The sequence below is a fragment of the Glycomyces arizonensis DSM 44726 genome (genome assembly GCF_000482705.1).
Classification (GTDB): Bacteria; Actinomycetota; Actinomycetes; order Mycobacteriales; family Micromonosporaceae; genus Glycomyces; species Glycomyces arizonensis.
This window is the reverse complement of the sequence record NZ_KI519474.1, coordinates 57,442-73,074: the sequence shown is the minus strand read 5'-3', so window position 1 is coordinate 73,074 and position 15,633 is coordinate 57,442. Positions and strand designations below refer to the sequence as shown.

Below are 15,633 nucleotides of genomic sequence, written 5' to 3'. Positions count from 1 at the left end.
GTGGCCAGCGACAGCATCGACTCGTTCGAGTCGCTGCCGACCGAGCTCACCCAGCCGACCCTTCCGCAGACGAGCTACGTCTACGCTTCCGACGGAGAAACGCTCATCACCTCCTTCTACGAGGAGAACCGTCGCGAGGTCTCCCTCGACGAGGTCGATCCCCTCATGATCGACGCCCTCCTGGCCGCGGAGGACTCCAAGTTCTACGAACACTCCGGTGTCGATTGGGCCGGCATCGTGCGCGCCGCCGTCGCCAATCAGAGCGGCGACACGCAGGGCGCCTCGACCCTCACTATGCAGTTCGTGCGTAATACCCTCATCTACTCCGCTTCAACCATCGACGAAGTCATCGAGGCGTCCGAGGACACCTACGAGCGGAAGCTCCGTGAAGCCAGGTACGCCTTGGCGATCGAGGACGAGATGTCCAAAGAGGAAATCCTTGAGGGCTACCTGAACGTCATATACCTGGGCAACCAGGCCTACGGCATCAACGCCGGCTCCTACACCTACTTCAACAAGCCCCCAACGGAACTCGAGCTCCACGAGGCCGCCACCCTCGCCTCGCTCCCCAAATTCCCGTCCTACGCCGACGGCCTCCTCGACGGCGAGGGTGATGATTCCCTCATTGTCGACAGGCGTAACTGGGTGCTCGACCGCATGGCGTCGCTCGACATGGTCTCCCAGGCCGAGGCCGACGAGGCCAAGGCGCAGCCGCTGGGCCTCAACCCGCGCGAGACCCGCTCCGAATGCGTCGACGTCGCCACGGCGAACTGGGGCTTCTTCTGCGACTACTTCAAGGAGTGGTGGGCGAGCCAGGAGCTCTTCGGCGAGACCGAGCGCGACCGGCTCAGCCTGCTCAAGCGCGGCGGCTTCCGCATCGTCACCTCGCTCGATCCCGACCTCCAGTCGGCGGCGATGGACGCCATCCACGACGAGATCGACGACGACGATCCCCGAGCGCTCGGCTCGGTCGCCATCACCCCGGGCACCGGCCACGTCCGCTCCATGGCCGTCAACCGCGTCTACAGCCTCGACCAGAGCGGGAACGGCCCGCGCACCGACGGTGAGGAGGGTCCCTCGAACTACCCGAACACCACCATCCCGCTGCTGAGCGGCAACGACGAGGTCTCCGGCTTCCCTGCCGGGTCGACGTTCAAGATGTTCACCATGCTCGCCGCGCTCGAACAGGGCTGGCCGCTCAAGACCACCCTGTCGTCGCCGAAGCAGTACACCTCGCAGTACACCGTCGGCGAGGGAGCCGACGAAGACGTCAAATGCAACAAGCAGTACGACGAGTACAACAACCCGTTCTGGAACTGGTGCCCCACCACCGAGGGCTACTCGGCCAACCAGCTGCTCGACTTCTGGGGCATGTTCGGCAAGTCCTCCAACACCGCTTTCGTGCAGCTCCAGGAGATGATCGGCACCTCCAAGGCCGTCGAGATGGCCGAGCGGCTCGGCATCGACTTCGGCTCCACCAGCGGCGTCGAACAGGCCCGCCACGACGCGGAGGACGCGGAGGCGGACCCCGACGACTTCATCGACGAGCATTACGGCGTGTTCACCCTCGGCATGGCCGACAATACGACCCCGCTCGACATGGCCGAGGCCTACGCCACGGTGGCCGCGGGGGGCCTGCACTGCGACCCGCTGCCGGTGATGAAGGTCATCACCGTCGACGGCGAGGAGTGGGCCGAGGCCTCGGCGCCCAGTTGCGAGCAGGTCATCGACGAGGACGTCGCCCTGGCGGCCGTCAGCGCCGCCCACTGCCCGGTCTACGACAACGCCGACAAGACCCGCTGCGTCGGCGGCACCGCCCGCGAGGCCGACGGCTTCGGCCGCCCCGTCATCGGCAAGACCGGTACGGCCAACGCCGACCGCTCCTACTGGTTCATCGGCTCGACCCCGAACGCCACCACCGCCACGTTCGTCGGCGACCCGGACAACTCGGCCAACGACAACCTCGCCTCCGGCTTCCACGAGGTGGTCCGCGAGACCGGTGTGGACGTCCTCCAGGCCGCCGTGGAAGGCCTGGACGAGAAGGGCTGGTCGGCGCCCTCGGACGAGATGATCAACGGCGAGGGCCTCGTCTCGATCCCGGGCATCGGCTGCGAGGATCCCGGCTCGGCGAAGTCCCGAGTGGCGAGCGCCGGTTTCGACGTGTCGATCGCGCCGGGCAAGTTCGACTCCGAATGCAAGGAGGGGCAGGCGTTCTCGACCTCGGTGACCGGTTCGGCGCCGGAGGGCAGCCCGATCTACATCCTGGTCTCGAACGGCTCAGGCTACGAGGAGCCGGCAGGCGATGAAGGCGGCCCCGGCGGCGAGGGCGGCGGCAATGAAGGTGGCCCGGGCGGCGACAACCCGCCGGGGCCGGGCAACGACTGATCGCGCGGCGAAGGCCCGCCGGTGCCGTCGACGGACGGGCCTGCGGGCCTTCGCCTTGGGGAGGAAACGAGGTCAAGCGAGCGGCGCGGCCACCGCGGGTGGGATCGAGTGCCCGCGTCCCTCACGTCTTCAAGACGCGTCGGCGGACGCCGATGGTTGCACGAGGTCAGCTGCACGGGTCAGAAGCCGAAGTCGGCCTGGACCGGCAGGTGGTCGGAGGCGGTGGCTTCGAGGACGTCGGCGCCGGTGGCCTCCAGGCCGCGGTAGAGGACCTGGTCGATGCGGGCGAGCGGGTGCTGGGCGGGCCAGGTGAAGCCGAAGCCCTTGCCGGCGGTGGCGTGCGCGGATTCGAGCTGGTAGGTGATGGGCGCGAGGGCGCGGTCCTGGGCGGTGCCGTTGAGGTCGCCGAGGAGGACGACGCGGTCGAGCTGCTCGGCGGCGATGGCCCTGCCGAGGAGTTGGGCGGTGCGGTTGCGCTGGTCCGCGGTGAAGCCCTCGGTGTTGACGCGGACCGACAGGAGGTGCGCGATGTAGAAGGCGACGGGCTGTCCGTCGATGTCGATCTCGGCGCGGAAGGCGCGGGTCCAGCCCAGTTCGAGGTTGATCTCGTTCGATGCGGCGATGGGCTGGTCGGACCAGAGGGCGATGGTGCCGTAGAAGGCCGAGTAGGCGTAGTGCTCGCTGAGGATTCGGTCGTATTCCTCGCGCTGGTGCTCGGTGACCTCGACGAGGGCGAGGATGTCGGGGTCGGCGTCGAGGAGGCGGTCGGCGGTGGCCTCGGTGTCGGTGTTCGTGGCGTTGATGTTGTGGGTGATGACGCGGAAGTCGCCGGGGCCGTCGTCCTTGTCGGGGAGGAGGCCGGCGTAGAGCTTGAGCCAGACGAGGCCGGGCAGGAGCGCGATGAGGATGGCCAGGGGGCGGCGGCGGATGGCGGCGAGGATGATCAGCGGCGGGATGAGCAGGCCGAACCACGGCAGGAACGTCTCGATGAGGCTACCGAGGTTGTACCAGCGGTTGGGGATGAACCGGTGAGCGAGCAGCATGGCCGCCAGTGCCAGGGAGGCCGCCATGAGTATGGCGCTGAAGACTCTCGCGCCCGTTGAGGACCGGCCCACTCCTCGCCCGCCTTTCATTGCCGCTCGACTTGGACAGCCTAGACGGGCGGCGCCAGCGGCGCTCCGGGCGGCCGGGGGACATCAGGGCTCGGGGCGGGGGGCCGAACGCCTCGCGTGAGGCGGGAGGCGCGTGGACCTCTCGGATCGGTGGGGTGGGGGAATCGAGGTGCGAGGGCATGCGGTCCGGTGCGACGGCAGGCGATGCCGAAAAAGAGCAACCCCAGATCAGCGGCTGAATGCCGGTGCTGACCTGGGGCCAAATGGCGGTGGCGGTGGGATTTGAACCCACGAAACGCGTGAACGTTTACTCGCTTTCGAGGCGAGCTCCTTCGGCCGCTCGGACACGCCACCGCGGAAAAGGCTACCGGATCGTCGTACCGGGGCGGCAAGCGGGTATCGGGGATCTGGCTCACAGGCACTGTCCGCGAATTCATGGGATGTTTGTGGCATGCTGGCGCCATGACAGCGCACATCTCCGCATCGCCCGGCGACATCGCCGAGAGCGTCCTGCTGCCCGGCGACCCGCTGCGTGCGAAGTGGATCGCCGAGAACTTCCTGACCGACGCGGTCTGCTACAGCGAGGTCAGGAACATGTTCGGCTTCACCGGCACCTACAAGGGCCATCGTGTCTCGGTCCAGGGCACCGGCATGGGGCAGCCTTCGGCGTCGATCTACACGCACGAGCTGCTCGACGTCTACGGTGTCAAGACGCTGGTGCGGGTGGGTTCGGCGGGGGCCGTCCACGATGACATCGAGCTGCGCGACGTGGTGGCCGCGATCGGGGCGTCGACGAACTCGAGCATGAACCGCATCCGCTTCAAGGGCGTGGTCGACTACGCGCCGGTGGCCGACTTCGGGCTGCTGCGCGCCGCCGTCGACGCCGCCGAGGCGAGGGGCGTCAACCTGCACGTGGGGCAGCTGTACAGCTCGGACACGTTCTATACCGACGCGCCCGACGTCGAGGAACTGCTGACCGACTACGGGATCCTGGCGATCGAGATGGAGGCCGCGGCGATCTACACGCTCGCCGCGAAGTTCAAGGCCCGGGCGCTGGCGGTGTGCACGATCTCCGACCACATCCTCAAGGGCACCGAACTCCCGGCCGCCGAGCGCCAGGAGTCGTTCTCGGAGATGGTCGAGATCGCCCTCGATGCCGTGGTGGCCTGAGGCGCCGCGGCGGTCTGACGGATGGGTGTCGGCGTGTTGCCGACTTCGCGGCACTGCACTTACCTTGATGGTGTTATAGGCTATAGCCACACGGTGATTATAGCCTATAGTATTTTTTGAGGTTATAGGCTATATGATTAGGTTATAGGTTATAACTCCATTGCGTGGCCGAGGGCGGCGAGCATCTCAGCTTCCAGGTAGGGGGCGAGCGTGGCCGCATACGTGTTCGTCATGTGGGCGTCGTCGCGGTAGACCAGGATGTTGCCGACCACCGGCGGGCATTCGGCGGCCGAGCAGAGGTAGTCCGTGAAGTCGATCTTGTGCACGCTCTCGGGGACGGCGAGGTCGTCGAAGGCGTCCTCGTCGGGATAGTAGGCGCCGCGGTCGACGGTGCACTCCTCGGCGTCGGCGCCTTCGAGGTCGACGCACGTGGGCATGTCGAACCGCGGGCTCGGCGTGTCGCGGACGGCGACCACCTCGGCGCCGCTGACGAGCAGCTGCTCGTAGCGCTCGTTGTAGGCGGGGAACGATTCGACCGCGTCGTAGCCGACGCGCGAGCCGTAGGTGAACACGATGTCGGGCGCGATCGCGACGATCGCCTCGACGGCGGCGTCGTTCCAGGCCGCGCAGGAGCGGTAGCGCTCCTCGTCCATGTTCGGCTGCTCGGTGGCGATGATGCACGCGTTCTTGATGAACGTGATCACGTGCCAGTCGTTGCGCTCGGCGGCGGCCTGCATGGCCGGGAGCCAGTGCCAGATCTTCGAGCCGCCGTACATGACGACCGTCCGCTCGGCCCCGGACTCGTCCGCCGGACCGGGCAGCCGCTCGTCGCCTTGCACGAAGGTGTCTCCGATGAAGTCGCAGCGGACCAGCTCGTAGCCCTCCATGGTCTGGTTGCACTCGCCCGACAGCGCCGGGTCGCGGTCGTCGGCGGCGTCGAGCGTGGAGGGGATGAAGTCGGCCTGGTCGACGTCGAGGCCCTCGGCGAGCGCGGCGGCCCCGGGGTAGGTGTCGGCGTCGGCGCTCCCCGGGTCGAGGCGGTCGCGTTCGTAGGCGATGTACCCGGCGAGCGAGCCGCACGCGGCCAGGGCGAGCGCGAGGCTCGCGGCGCCGAGCGCGGCAGCCCCGGGAATGGTGCGCTGGCCGAGGCCGCTGGCCTTCAGGCGCACCTCGAGCGCCCAGTGGGTGGCGGCGGCGAGCACGAAGGAGACGGCGATGACGCCGAGGCCCCCCGCGAGGGTGGCGAGGTCCCGGCCGGTGGTGGCGAGGTAGCAGATGAGGACCGGCCAATGCCACAGGTAGAGGGCGTAGGACAGGCGGCCGAGCGACTGGAGCGGGCGGGTCTGGAGCAGGCGCCCGGCCCCGGCGCCGGGCTGGGCGGTGGCGACGGCGATGACGGCGGCCGCGGCGAGGACCGGCCACAGCGCGGCGAGCCCGGGGAACTGGGTCGAGTCCAGGACCATGCCGCAGGCGGCGAGCGCGACGACGGCGACCCAGCTCAGGGCGCCCGCGGTGCGGCGCCCGAGCTTGAGGTGCGGGAGCGCGAGGACCAGGAGGCCGCCGATGGCGAATTGCCACAATCGCGCCCGGGTGTCGAAGTAGGCGTACGCCTGGTTGTTCGCGACCTCCCACAGCGCGAACGCGAAGGAGGCGGCGAACACGGCCGTGAGGGCGATCGCGAGGATGCCTCGCAATCTGCGCCCGGTGCGGACGGCGATCCAGGCGCAGGCGGCGATGAGGATCGGCCACAGGAGGTAGAACTGGGCCTGGACGCCCAGCGACCAGTAGTGCTGGATGATGCTGGCGCCGTTGTTGGACGAGAGGTAGTCGACGGCGTTCTCGGCGAGGCGCCAGTTGCCGATGTAGAACGCGGAGGCGAGGACGTCGCCGACCTGCTGGTTCCAGCCGGCCCGCGGCAGCCAGACCACGGCCATGACGAGGGTGGCGGCGGCGACGATGAGCGCGGGCGGGAAGATGCGGCGCACGATCCGGGCCGCGTAGCGGGCCGGGTCGATGCCATACCAATTCACGGCTCCGCGGGCGTCGCCGTGGGTGCCCGATTCGACGGCGCGCACCAGGCTGCCGGTGATGAAGAAGCCCGACAGGAGCAAGAAGACGTCGACGCCGCCGGAGACGCGGTTGAACCAGATGTGGTAGACGGCGATGACGACGATGGCGGCCCCGCGCAGGCCTTCGATCTCGGGCAGGAACCGGTGCTCGGACGCGGTGCGGCCGGTGGGCCGCCGTTCGGGGGACGCTGCGGTCTCGCTGGTCTCGGTGCTCATGGGTCTCCGGGTCGGGGCCGCCCCGGTACGGGGCGCCACGGGTTCGGCCGTCCCGGGGTGCGGGACTCGCCGGCGTCGCCGAGGAGGGGATCGCCTTTCGAGCCTAAGCGCTGGAGCGGGTCGTGCACAAGCGGTGACGGGAAGGCGTTGACAGCGGTTCATTCCCGGGACACAATGAGATAACCTTAACGATCGTTAAGTTCCGTGGCTGTGAAAGGGGCGCGCATCGTGGACTACACCGCCGAACGCGAGGGCATCCTGCGCGGAGGCGCCGAGAAGTACCACCGGGCCGCCGCCGCGGCGGGCAAGTACCACGCCCGCGAGCGCATCCGGCGCCTGACCGACGTCGACTCGTTCACCGAGGACGCCCTGTGGGCCAACCCGGACCCGACGCTGCCGGCCGACGGCGTGGTGTGCGGGTCGGCGACGGTGCAGGGGCGCCCGGTGCGCGTGATCGCCAACGACTCGACGGTCAAGGCCGGGTCGTGGGGCGCCAGGACGGTCGAGAAGATCATCCGCACCATCGAGGCCGCCCAGGTCGAGCAGCATCCGCTCGTGTACCTGGTCGACTCGGCCGGGGCGCGCATCACCGACCAGGTGCAGCTGTTCCCCGGGCGCAGGGGCGCGGGCCGGATCTTCCACGAGCAGGTGAGAGCCTCGGGGCAGATCCCGCAGGCGTGCGCCCTGTTCGGGCCCTCGGCCGCCGGCGGGGCCTACATCCCGGCGTTCTGCGACGTCGTGGCCATGGTGGACGGCAACGCCTCGATGTACCTGGGGAGCCCGCGCATGGTCGAGATGGTCACCGGCGAGCAGACCACATTGGAGGCGATGGGCGGGGCGCGCGTCCACTGCGAGCAGTCCGGCGTGGGGCACTTCCTGTGCCGCAACGAGGACGAGGCGATCGCGACGGTGCGCCGCTGGCTGTCGTACCTGCCCTCGAACTGGACGCAGCCGCCGCCGGCGCGCGCGGCCCGCCCGCCGGTCGAGACCGACCTGGAAGCGGTGGTCCCGCCCGGGGAGTCGACGCCGTTCGACATGCACGACTTCATCGCGGGACTGGTCGACCGCGACTCGGTCCTGGAGGTCCAGGCCAGGTGGGCCGGGGAGCTCGTCTGCGCCTTCGCGCGGCTCGACGGCAGGCCCGTCGGCGTCGTGGCCTCGAACTCGGCGGTGAAGGGCGGGGTGCTGTTCACCGACTCGGCCGACAAGGCCGCCCGCTTCGTCAGCACCTGCGACGCGTTCAACGTGCCGCTGCTGTTCCTGGCCGACGTGCCGGGGTTCATGGTGGGCAGCGAGTTCGAGAAGGGCGGCATCATCCGCCACGGCGCCAAGATGATCGCCGCCGTCGCCGAGGCGACGGTGCCGAAGGTGTGCGTCGTGGTGCGCAAGGCCTACGGGGCCGGGCTGTACGCGATGTCCGGGCCCGCGTTCGGCTCGGACGCGGTGATCGCACTGCCGACCGCGAAGATCGCCGTCATGGGCGCCGAGGCGGCCGTGAACGCCGTGTACGCGAACAAGATCGCGAAGATCGAGGACGCGGCCGAGCGCGAGCGGTTCATCGCCGACAGGCGCGAGGAGTACGAGGCCGACATCGATCTGCGCCGCCTCGCGGGGGAACTGGTCGTCGACGACATCGTCGAGCCCGCGCAGCTGCGCGGGGACCTGATCGCACGCTACCGCCGACTGTCCCACAAGGACCGTCGGTTCGGGGACCGCAGACATCCGATAACACCGGTGTAGGAGGAGCCATGAGACTGAGCCCGGAGCAGGCGGAGTTCGCCGCCGCGGTGAGGGAGTTCGCCGAGACGGAGATCCGTCCCGTGATCGGCGATTACTACGAGCGGGGCGTCTTCCCCGCCGATCTGGTCCGCGAGCTGGGCAAGCTCGGGGTCTTCGGCGTCACGCTGCCCGAGGAGCACGGCGGGGCCGAGGCGGGGCTGCTCATGTTCTGCCTCGCCATCGAGGAGATCGCCCGCGTCGACTCCTCGGTGGCCGTCACCGTCGAGGCGTCGGTGACGCTCGGCGCCGAGGCGATCGCGAAGTTCGGCACCGACGAGCAGCGCCGCCGCTGGCTGCCGAGCCTGGCCGCCGGTGAGGGGCTGTGCGCGTTCGCGCTCACCGAACCGGGCGGCGGCACCGACGCGGGCCACACCGACACGCGCGCCCGCCTGGAGGACGGCGAGTGGGTGATCGACGGCGCGAAGTGCTTCATCACCAACGCCGGGACATCGATGACCGACCTCGTCATCGCCACCGCCTCCACTGGCCCCGATGAGGTCTCGTGCATCGCGGTGGAGCCGGGCACGCCGGGCCTGGAGATCGGCCCCGAGTACTCCAAAGTGGGCTGGCGGGCCTCGGACACGCGGCCGCTCTACTTCGACGGCTGCCGCGTCCCGGCCGAGAACCTCGTCGGCGAGCGGGGCCGTGGCTTCACGCAGTTCCTCGAACTGCTCGACTCCGGGCGGGTCGCCATCGCCGCGCTCGCCACCGGGATGGCGCAGGGGTGCCTGGACGAGGCGCTCGCCCACGCCAAGGAGCGCGAGGCGTTCGGCAGGCCGATCGCGGACAACCAGGCGATCGCGTTCATGCTCGCCGACATGCGGTTGCGGGCGCACACCGCGCGTCTGGCCTATCTGGACGCGGCCGAGCGGGCCGACGGCGGCGAGGCGTTCGGCACCGACGCGGCGATCGCGAAGCTGTACGCCAGCCAGGCGGCCGTGGAGAACGCCCGGGAGGCCACGCAGATCTTCGGCGGCTACGGGTTCATGAACGAGACGGCGGTGGCCCGGGCCTGGCGCGACTGCAAGATCCTGGAGATCGGCGAGGGCACGAACGAGGTGCAGCGCATGGTCATTGCGCGATCCCTGGGAGTTTTATTAAAACTTCAACAAAATACTTGAAATCTGAAGTATGTGTGTGACAAGCTCGATGTCGCGGACGTACTGTTGCCGCATGGCCGCCTCAATGGGATGGTCCCCCTCCAAACCCACCTATAGGCATATAAGCCGCGATATTGCGCGGCGGCACTGAGGAGCAGCAATGACCGACATCGACACGGGCCGCGCGGTGGCACGGCGCATCCTCGCTTCGCGGCGCGGACTCATGTGCGGCCTGGCCGGCATCGGCGCCGCGGGAGCCCTGAGCGCCTGCGGCACCGCCGAACCCGTCGGCGACTCGAGCGGGAGCGGCGGCGAGACCGGCGGCAGCGGCAGTGACGGCGGCGGAGAGGGCGGCGCCGAGGCGCTGGCCCAGACCGCCGACGTGCCGGTCGGCGGCGGCATCGTCGCCGGCGAGACCGTGATCGTGCAGCCGAGCGCCGACGAGTTCCTCGCGTTCTCGGCCGTCTGCCCGCACATGGGCACCATCGTGGACGCCCCGAACGACGAGGGCGTCATCATCTGCCCGAACCACCACTCCGAGTTCGGCATGGAAGGCGAACTGCTCAAGGGCCCGGCCGAGACCGGCCTGACCGAAGTGGCGATCAGCGTCGAGAACGGGAGCATCACCCTCGCCTGAGGGCCGGCTCCGCCCCGCGTTCCGACGGCGCCGTACACAAGCTGGACGCGGCCGCGCAAGCGCGGCGGTTGACAGGGGACGGCTGGGGCCCGGACGGCATGCCGTCCGGGTCCCAGCCGTATCGCTGCATATCCGCGAGCCCGGCAGTGCGGCCGCCCCGCGGAGCGGGCGGGAGACCGGGCCGGACTGCGCCGAAGGCGAGCCTTACGTCAGGGCGTCGGCGGCGGCCGGGTCCGAGTCGCGCAGGAACTGGGCGCAGCGGGCGGCCTCGTCGGCCTCGCCGATCGAGGCGGCGGCGCGCGAGAGCTGGTAGAGCGACTTGAGGAACCCGCGGTTCGGCTTGTGCTCCCAGGGAATCGGACCGTGGCCCTTCCAGCCGCTGCGCCGCAGCTGGTCGAGGCCCCGGTGGTAGCCGGTACGGGCGAACGCGTACGCCGTCACGTCGTCCTCGGCCTCCATGGCGTTCTTGGCCAGCCGCGCCCAGGCCGCGCAGAACCACGGGAAATGCCGGACCGTGTCCTCCGGCGAATGCCCGTCGAGGTACTTCCTGGCCTCGGCGTCCTCGGGGAGCAGTGTGGCGGGGGGTTGGGACATGAGATTCTGCGGCGCCAATGCGGTGTCCTCACTCTAGGTTCGAGTCGCTCGTGAACTGAGCCAAGCCTAACCCCCGTCGGTGGCGTCCCGATCACCCTCACCGCGTCTCGGGGCGGCCGCCCCGAGCACCAGTGCGCCCAAGACGGCGGCGATGAGCGAGGCGGCCAGGACGCCGATCTTGGCCTCGTCGGTCAGCAGTTCGGCGTCGCCGCCGCCGAAGGCCAGCTCGGTGATGAACAGCGCCACGGTGAAGCCGATGCCCGCGACGGTCGCCAGGCCCCCCACCAGCGGCCACGACGTCCCCTCGGGCAGGCGGCCCAGGCCGGTCTTGACGACCAGCCAGGTCGTGGCCCCCACGCCGACGATCTTGCCGACCACGAGCCCCACGGCGATCCCGATCGTCACCGGTGAGGTGGCCGCGTCCGCGAGCAGGTCCCCCGAGAGCGCCACCCCGGCGTTGGCGAGCGCGAACACCGGCAGCACCACGAACGAGGAGAACGGGTGGAAGCGCTCCTGGATGCGCTCGGCCGGCGCGGCGGCGTCGCGGGTGAGCTTGACGAGCCGCTCGGTCTCGGCGGCGGTCAGCCCGCCCTCGGCCATCCGCTGGGCCTCGGCGTGGGCGACGGCGGGGTCGAGCAGGGGCTTGGCGCTGATGATCAGCCCCATGACGACCCCGGCGATCGTGGCGTGGACGCCCGATTCGAGCATCGCCACCCACAGCGCGACGCCGATGACGAGGTAGACCGGCGCCGACCAGACGTTGAGCAGCCGCATCGCGACGGCCGCGAGCACCAGGGCCGCGGCGACGGCGAGCCAGCCGGTGGACAGGTCGTCGGTGTAGAACACGGCGATGACGGCGATGGCGCCGAGGTCGTCGACGATGGCGAGGGTGAGCAGGAAGATCCGCGCCGGGGAGGGGATGCGGCTGCCGAACAGGGCGAGGACGCCGAGCGCGAAGGCGATGTCGGTGGCCATGGGGATGCCCCAGCCGCCGGAGGCCTCGCCGCCGAAGTTGAAGCCGGTGTAGATCAGGGCCGGGACGATCATGCCGCCGGCGGCCGCGGCGATGGGCGTGACGGCGGTGCGGACGTTGCGCAGCTCCCCCGAGACGATCTCGCTCTTGATCTCCATGCCGACCACGAAGAAGAAGATCGCCATCAACCCGTCGTTGACCCAGTCGTGGAGGGTGTGGGAGAGGGTGAAGTCGCCGATCTGGAGCGTGACGTCCATGCCCCACAGGCCGGTGTAGGAGCCGCCCCACGGGGAGTTGGCCCACAGCATCGCGACCACGGCGCAGACGAGGAGGACGATGCCCGCGGCCGGTTCGATCTTGAGGAACTCGGCGGCGGGGCGGCCGACGTAGCGGGCCAGGGGCCGCTGGGAGTACAGGAACGCGGGGCCGGAGCGCCAGATCGGGGATTTCCAGGGTTCCTGCGTCAGCCTCATGCGAGGAAGCCTAGCGAGCGGCGCGGCGAAGTCGGGAGGCGTCCGGTTTTTCGCGCGGCGCGGCGGGCGCTCAGCGGGCCTCCCGGCACTCGGGGCACCGGCCGCGGAAGGTGATGGAGGCCTTGGCGACGGCGAAGCCGTGGCGTTCGTCGCCCGGGAGCCAGTCGAGCGGGTCGGCGACGGTGTGGACGTCCTTGGTGGCGCCGCAGCCGTCGCAGATGAGGTGGTGGTGCTCGTGGTCGACGTTGGGGTCGTAGCGCTTGGACCGGCCGTCGAAGTTGAGTTCGAGGACCTCGCCGAGGGCGACCAGCTCGTTGAGGGTGTTGTAGACGGTGGCGCGGGAGAGCTCGGGCATGCGCTCGCAGGCGCGTTCGAGGATCTCGTCGGCGGTGTAGTGCACGTGGGCCCCGTCGAGCGTCTCGGCGATCACTCGACGCTGCGGAGTCATGCGCCATTGGTGCCGGCGCAACCGGGTAACGAGGTCACTCATGGTCGTCTCTCAGGGCGTTTTTCGGGAGTCCATCCCACTCTAGCAGCAGAAACACTGTGACACCACTGACGTGGGACTGGATCTTTCATTAGACGAAGTCTAAGCTAGGATCGAGTCGAAGGAACCGAGGCCCGGCCGGCCGCACGCATCCGGCCCGGACTCCGATGCAACACAGTGAGGAAGGGCGCTTCATGAGCGATCAGTTCGACAACACCGCGGGACCGCTGACCACCGAGTCCGGCGCGCCGGTGGCCGACAACAACCAGAGCGAAGCGGCCGGTGTTGGCGGGCCGCTCCTCATCCAAGACCAGGTGCTGCTGGAGAAGCTCGCGCACTTCAACCGCGAGCGCATCCCCGAGCGCGTCGTGCACGCCCGCGGCGCCGGGGCCTACGGCACCTTCACCGCCACCGCCGACGTCTCGCGCTACACCAGGGCCGCGTTCCTGAACACGGTCGGCAAGGAGACCGAGACGTTCCTGCGCTTCTCGACCGTGGCCGGGAACCTCGGCGCGGCCGACGCCGTGCGCGACCCGCGCGGCTTCGCGCTGAAGTTCTACACCGAAGAGGGCAACTACGACCTGGTCGGCAACAACACGCCCGTCTTCTTCATCCGCGACGCGATCAAGTTCCCCGACTTCATCCACACCCAGAAGCGCGACCCGTACACCGGCAGCCAGGAGCCCGACAACGTCTGGGACTTCTGGAGCCTGAGCCCCGAGTCGGTGCACCAGGTGACGTGGGTCCACGGCGACAGGGGCATCCCGGCGTCCTACCGGCACATGGACGGCTTCGGCTCCCACACCTACCAGTGGGTCAACGCCGAGGGCGAGCAGTTCTGGGTGAAGTACCACTTCAAGACCGACCAGGGCATCAAGTGCCTCACCCAGGAGGAGGCCGACGAGCTGGCCGGCAGCGACCCCGACTCGCACCAGCGGGACCTGCGCGAGTCGATCGAGCGCGGCGAGTTCCCGTCGTGGACGGTCTCCGTGCAGATCATGCCGGCCGCCGAGGCCGCGACGTACCGGTTCAACCCGTTCGACCTGACGAAGGTGTGGCCGAACGAGGACTACCCGCGCATCGAGATCGGCAAGCTGGAGCTGAACCGCAACCCGGAGAACATCTTCGCCGAGGTCGAGCAGTCGATCTTCTCCCCGGCGCACTTCGTGCCGGGCATCGGGCCGAGCCCGGACAAGATGCTCCAGGGCCGCCTGTTCGCCTACGGCGACGCGCACCGCTACCGCGTGGGCATCAACGCCGACAGCCTGCCGGTGAACCGCCCGCACGCCACCGAGGCGCGCAACAACAACCGCGACGGCTACGCCTACGACGGCCGCCACGGCCGCCAGAAGAACTACGAGCCGAACTCCTTCGGCGGCCCGGACCAGACCGGTCAGCCGCTGTGGGCGCCGGTGGAGGTCAGCGGGGCCACGGGCGAGTGGGAGACGCCGCGCCACGCCGAGGACGACGACTTCGTGCAGGCGGGGAACCTGTACCGGCTCATGACCGACGGCGAGCAGGACCGCCTCATCGCGAACCTGTCCTCCTCGCTGGCGAAGGTGAGCCGCGAGGACATCGTCGAGCGGGCGATCGGGAACTTCGCGAAGGCCGATGAGGACTTCGGAAAGCGGCTCACGGTCGCGGTGGCAGAGCTGCGACAGTGAGCGTTGCCGCTTCCCGAAGCAGAGAGCACAGTGGGAAGCGGCCCGCGCGCAGCGCGGCGGCTCGCCAGAGCCGGGACGGGACTGCGGCGGCAAGCGCCGCCGCTCAAGTGAATAGACGCCGAGAGCGCGCGACGGGCCCGATTGAGAAGCCGCCAGGGTCCGCCACGTCTCCTCGACACGGCTCAGCAACGCCGGCTCCCCTGTCAACGCCGCGCTGAGTCACCACCGCCCGGTCGGGGTTTGAAGGGTTTCCCCGACCGGGCACCTTTTCGCCCTCGCGACACCTTTTCCCTATAGCCTATAACCACATTATAGGATATAAGTTATATCCTATAATGTGGTTATAGGCTATAGGGGTCTTGCCCCGGTCTAGACCTCCAGGACCCGGCCGCATTCGCCGCATTCCGGGGGCTTCTGGCGCGGCACCTCGATGAACTCCTCGGCCACGATCCACAGGCGCCACGCGTGCTCGTCCTCCCGGATCACCGTGATCGAGGTGATGTCGTCGCGGCTGGGCCGCTCGAGCCCCCACTGGATCGCCAGCGGCGTCTGGTGCTTCGCGAGCTTCACCTCGCGCCCCTTGAGGTAGTACCCGGCCCGCGAGTACACCAGCACCTGCTGCTCCCCGTGCTCCTTGGGCACCGGCTCGGGCCGCCGCTTGTTGGTGAACGCATGGTACTCGGTGTGGAGCTGGCGCGCGATCTGCTGCAGCGGCACCGACGAATACTCCTTGACCCACCGGTTCGCCGGCTGGTTCTTCCACCTGGTCAGCTTCGCGGAGATCTCGGCGTACGTCAGCTTCCGGTGCCTGCGCCGCCACTCGCTCTGGAACACCGACAGGGACCAGTTGTAAACGGCCCGAACCGCTTCCAGCGTCTCCTCGAGGTTCCGCCGCTGCCCGGCGTCCGGCGTGAACGTATACTCGTATCCGCGTTTCACCAAGTGGGTCATGGGTTTCGTCAAGTCCATCACCT

The 15,633-nt window shown here is 69.3% G+C and carries 12 protein-coding genes and 1 tRNA gene; 6 read left to right on the top strand and 7 right to left on the bottom strand.

The annotated features are described in order from the left end of the window. On the top strand, nt 1-2,385 hold the full coding sequence (locus H613_RS0120975; RefSeq protein WP_051393645.1) for a transglycosylase domain-containing protein: 2,385 nt from the start codon (nt 1-3) through the stop codon (nt 2,383-2,385). A 179-nt stretch (nt 2,386-2,564) separates the two neighbouring features. Here H613_RS0120975 and H613_RS28110 read toward each other — a convergent pair whose 3' ends face one another. Together H613_RS28110 and H613_RS0120965 are read right to left on the bottom strand one after the other, a co-directional pair. Beyond that, nucleotides 2,565-3,455 carry an endonuclease/exonuclease/phosphatase family protein gene (locus H613_RS28110; RefSeq protein WP_051393644.1) on the bottom strand — a complete coding sequence of 297 codons (891 nt, stop codon included), beginning with the start codon at nt 3,453-3,455 and terminating at the stop codon, nt 2,565-2,567. Nucleotides 3,456-3,761: 306 nt separating this feature from the next. Beyond that, a tRNA-Ser gene (locus tag H613_RS0120965) sits at nt 3,762-3,851 on the bottom strand. 108 nt (nt 3,852-3,959) lie between these two features. On the opposite strand from H613_RS0120965, the gene deoD reads away from it, so the two are divergent. Next, nucleotides 3,960-4,667: a purine-nucleoside phosphorylase gene (deoD, locus tag H613_RS0120960; protein WP_026925321.1), complete on the top strand. Its 708-nt coding sequence runs from the start codon at nt 3,960-3,962 to the stop codon at nt 4,665-4,667. A 149-nt stretch (nt 4,668-4,816) separates the two neighbouring features. Here the strand turns inward: deoD and H613_RS0120955 are convergent, their stop codons facing one another. Then, complete coding sequence (locus H613_RS0120955) at nt 4,817-6,952, bottom strand: acyltransferase family protein (protein WP_051393643.1); 2,136 nt, start codon at nt 6,950-6,952, stop codon at nt 4,817-4,819. A 228-nt stretch (nt 6,953-7,180) separates the two neighbouring features. Here H613_RS0120955 and H613_RS0120950 point away from each other — a divergent pair, with 228 nt between their 5' ends. From H613_RS0120950 to H613_RS0120940, 3 genes are all read left to right on the top strand, one after another. Continuing rightward, the gene (locus H613_RS0120950; RefSeq protein ID WP_342673031.1) at nt 7,181-8,692 is read left to right on the top strand and encodes an acyl-CoA carboxylase subunit beta; all 1,512 of its coding nucleotides are present in this window, start codon (nt 7,181-7,183) and stop codon (nt 8,690-8,692) included. Between the two features lie 8 nt (nt 8,693-8,700). Further along, on the top strand, nt 8,701-9,852 hold the full coding sequence (locus H613_RS0120945; RefSeq protein ID WP_026925318.1) for an acyl-CoA dehydrogenase family protein: 1,152 nt from the start codon (nt 8,701-8,703) through the stop codon (nt 9,850-9,852). A 139-nt stretch (nt 9,853-9,991) separates the two neighbouring features. After that, complete coding sequence (locus H613_RS0120940; protein ID WP_051393642.1) at nt 9,992-10,468, top strand: QcrA and Rieske domain-containing protein; 477 nt, start codon at nt 9,992-9,994, stop codon at nt 10,466-10,468. 204 nt (nt 10,469-10,672) lie between these two features. Here the strand turns inward: H613_RS0120940 and H613_RS0120935 are convergent, their stop codons facing one another. The 3 genes from H613_RS0120935 to H613_RS0120925 form a co-directional block, all read right to left on the bottom strand. Beyond that, the gene (locus H613_RS0120935; RefSeq protein ID WP_035738940.1) at nt 10,673-11,062 is read right to left on the bottom strand and encodes a DUF3151 domain-containing protein; all 390 of its coding nucleotides are present in this window, start codon (nt 11,060-11,062) and stop codon (nt 10,673-10,675) included. A 66-nt stretch (nt 11,063-11,128) separates the two neighbouring features. Next, nucleotides 11,129-12,508 (bottom strand): Na+/H+ antiporter NhaA, encoded by a 1,380-nt coding sequence (nhaA, locus tag H613_RS28105; protein WP_051393641.1) that lies wholly within the window; start codon nt 12,506-12,508, stop codon nt 11,129-11,131. Nucleotides 12,509-12,578: 70 nt separating this feature from the next. After that, entirely contained in the window at nt 12,579-12,998 is a 420-nt protein-coding gene (locus tag H613_RS0120925; RefSeq protein WP_026925315.1) for a transcriptional repressor, read from the bottom strand. Nucleotides 12,999-13,189: 191 nt separating this feature from the next. On the opposite strand from H613_RS0120925, the gene H613_RS0120920 reads away from it, so the two are divergent. Beyond that, nucleotides 13,190-14,659, top strand: a complete 1,470-nt coding sequence (locus H613_RS0120920) for a catalase (protein WP_026925314.1) — start codon at nt 13,190-13,192, stop codon at nt 14,657-14,659. A 369-nt stretch (nt 14,660-15,028) separates the two neighbouring features. On the opposite strand, the gene H613_RS0120915 is transcribed toward H613_RS0120920, so the two are convergent. Further along, a complete protein-coding gene (locus tag H613_RS0120915; RefSeq protein WP_169732032.1) occupies nt 15,029-15,622 on the bottom strand; it encodes a helix-turn-helix domain-containing protein in 594 nt (197 codons plus the stop codon). Between the last annotated feature and the right edge of the window lie 11 nt (nt 15,623-15,633).

What these genes read in the sequence shown, in the direction of transcription:
- H613_RS0120955 (WP_051393643.1), bottom strand. Translation starts at nt 6,952, where the DNA reads ATGAGCACCGAGACCAGCGAGACCGCAGCGTCCCCCGAACGGCGGCCC.
- H613_RS0120940 (WP_051393642.1), top strand. Translation starts at nt 9,992, where the DNA reads ATGACCGACATCGACACGGGCCGCGCGGTGGCACGGCGCATCCTCGCT.
- H613_RS28110 (WP_051393644.1), bottom strand. Translation starts at nt 3,455, where the DNA reads ATGGCGGCCTCCCTGGCACTGGCGGCCATGCTGCTCGCTCACCGGTTC.
- nhaA (WP_051393641.1), bottom strand. Translation starts at nt 12,508, where the DNA reads ATGAGGCTGACGCAGGAACCCTGGAAATCCCCGATCTGGCGCTCCGGC.
- H613_RS0120935 (WP_035738940.1), bottom strand. Translation starts at nt 11,062, where the DNA reads ATGTCCCAACCCCCCGCCACACTGCTCCCCGAGGACGCCGAGGCCAGG.
- H613_RS0120925 (WP_026925315.1), bottom strand. Translation starts at nt 12,998, where the DNA reads ATGAGTGACCTCGTTACCCGGTTGCGCCGGCACCAATGGCGCATGACT.
- H613_RS0120920 (WP_026925314.1), top strand. Translation starts at nt 13,190, where the DNA reads ATGAGCGATCAGTTCGACAACACCGCGGGACCGCTGACCACCGAGTCC.
- H613_RS0120945 (WP_026925318.1), top strand. Translation starts at nt 8,701, where the DNA reads ATGAGACTGAGCCCGGAGCAGGCGGAGTTCGCCGCCGCGGTGAGGGAG.
- deoD (WP_026925321.1), top strand. Translation starts at nt 3,960, where the DNA reads ATGACAGCGCACATCTCCGCATCGCCCGGCGACATCGCCGAGAGCGTC.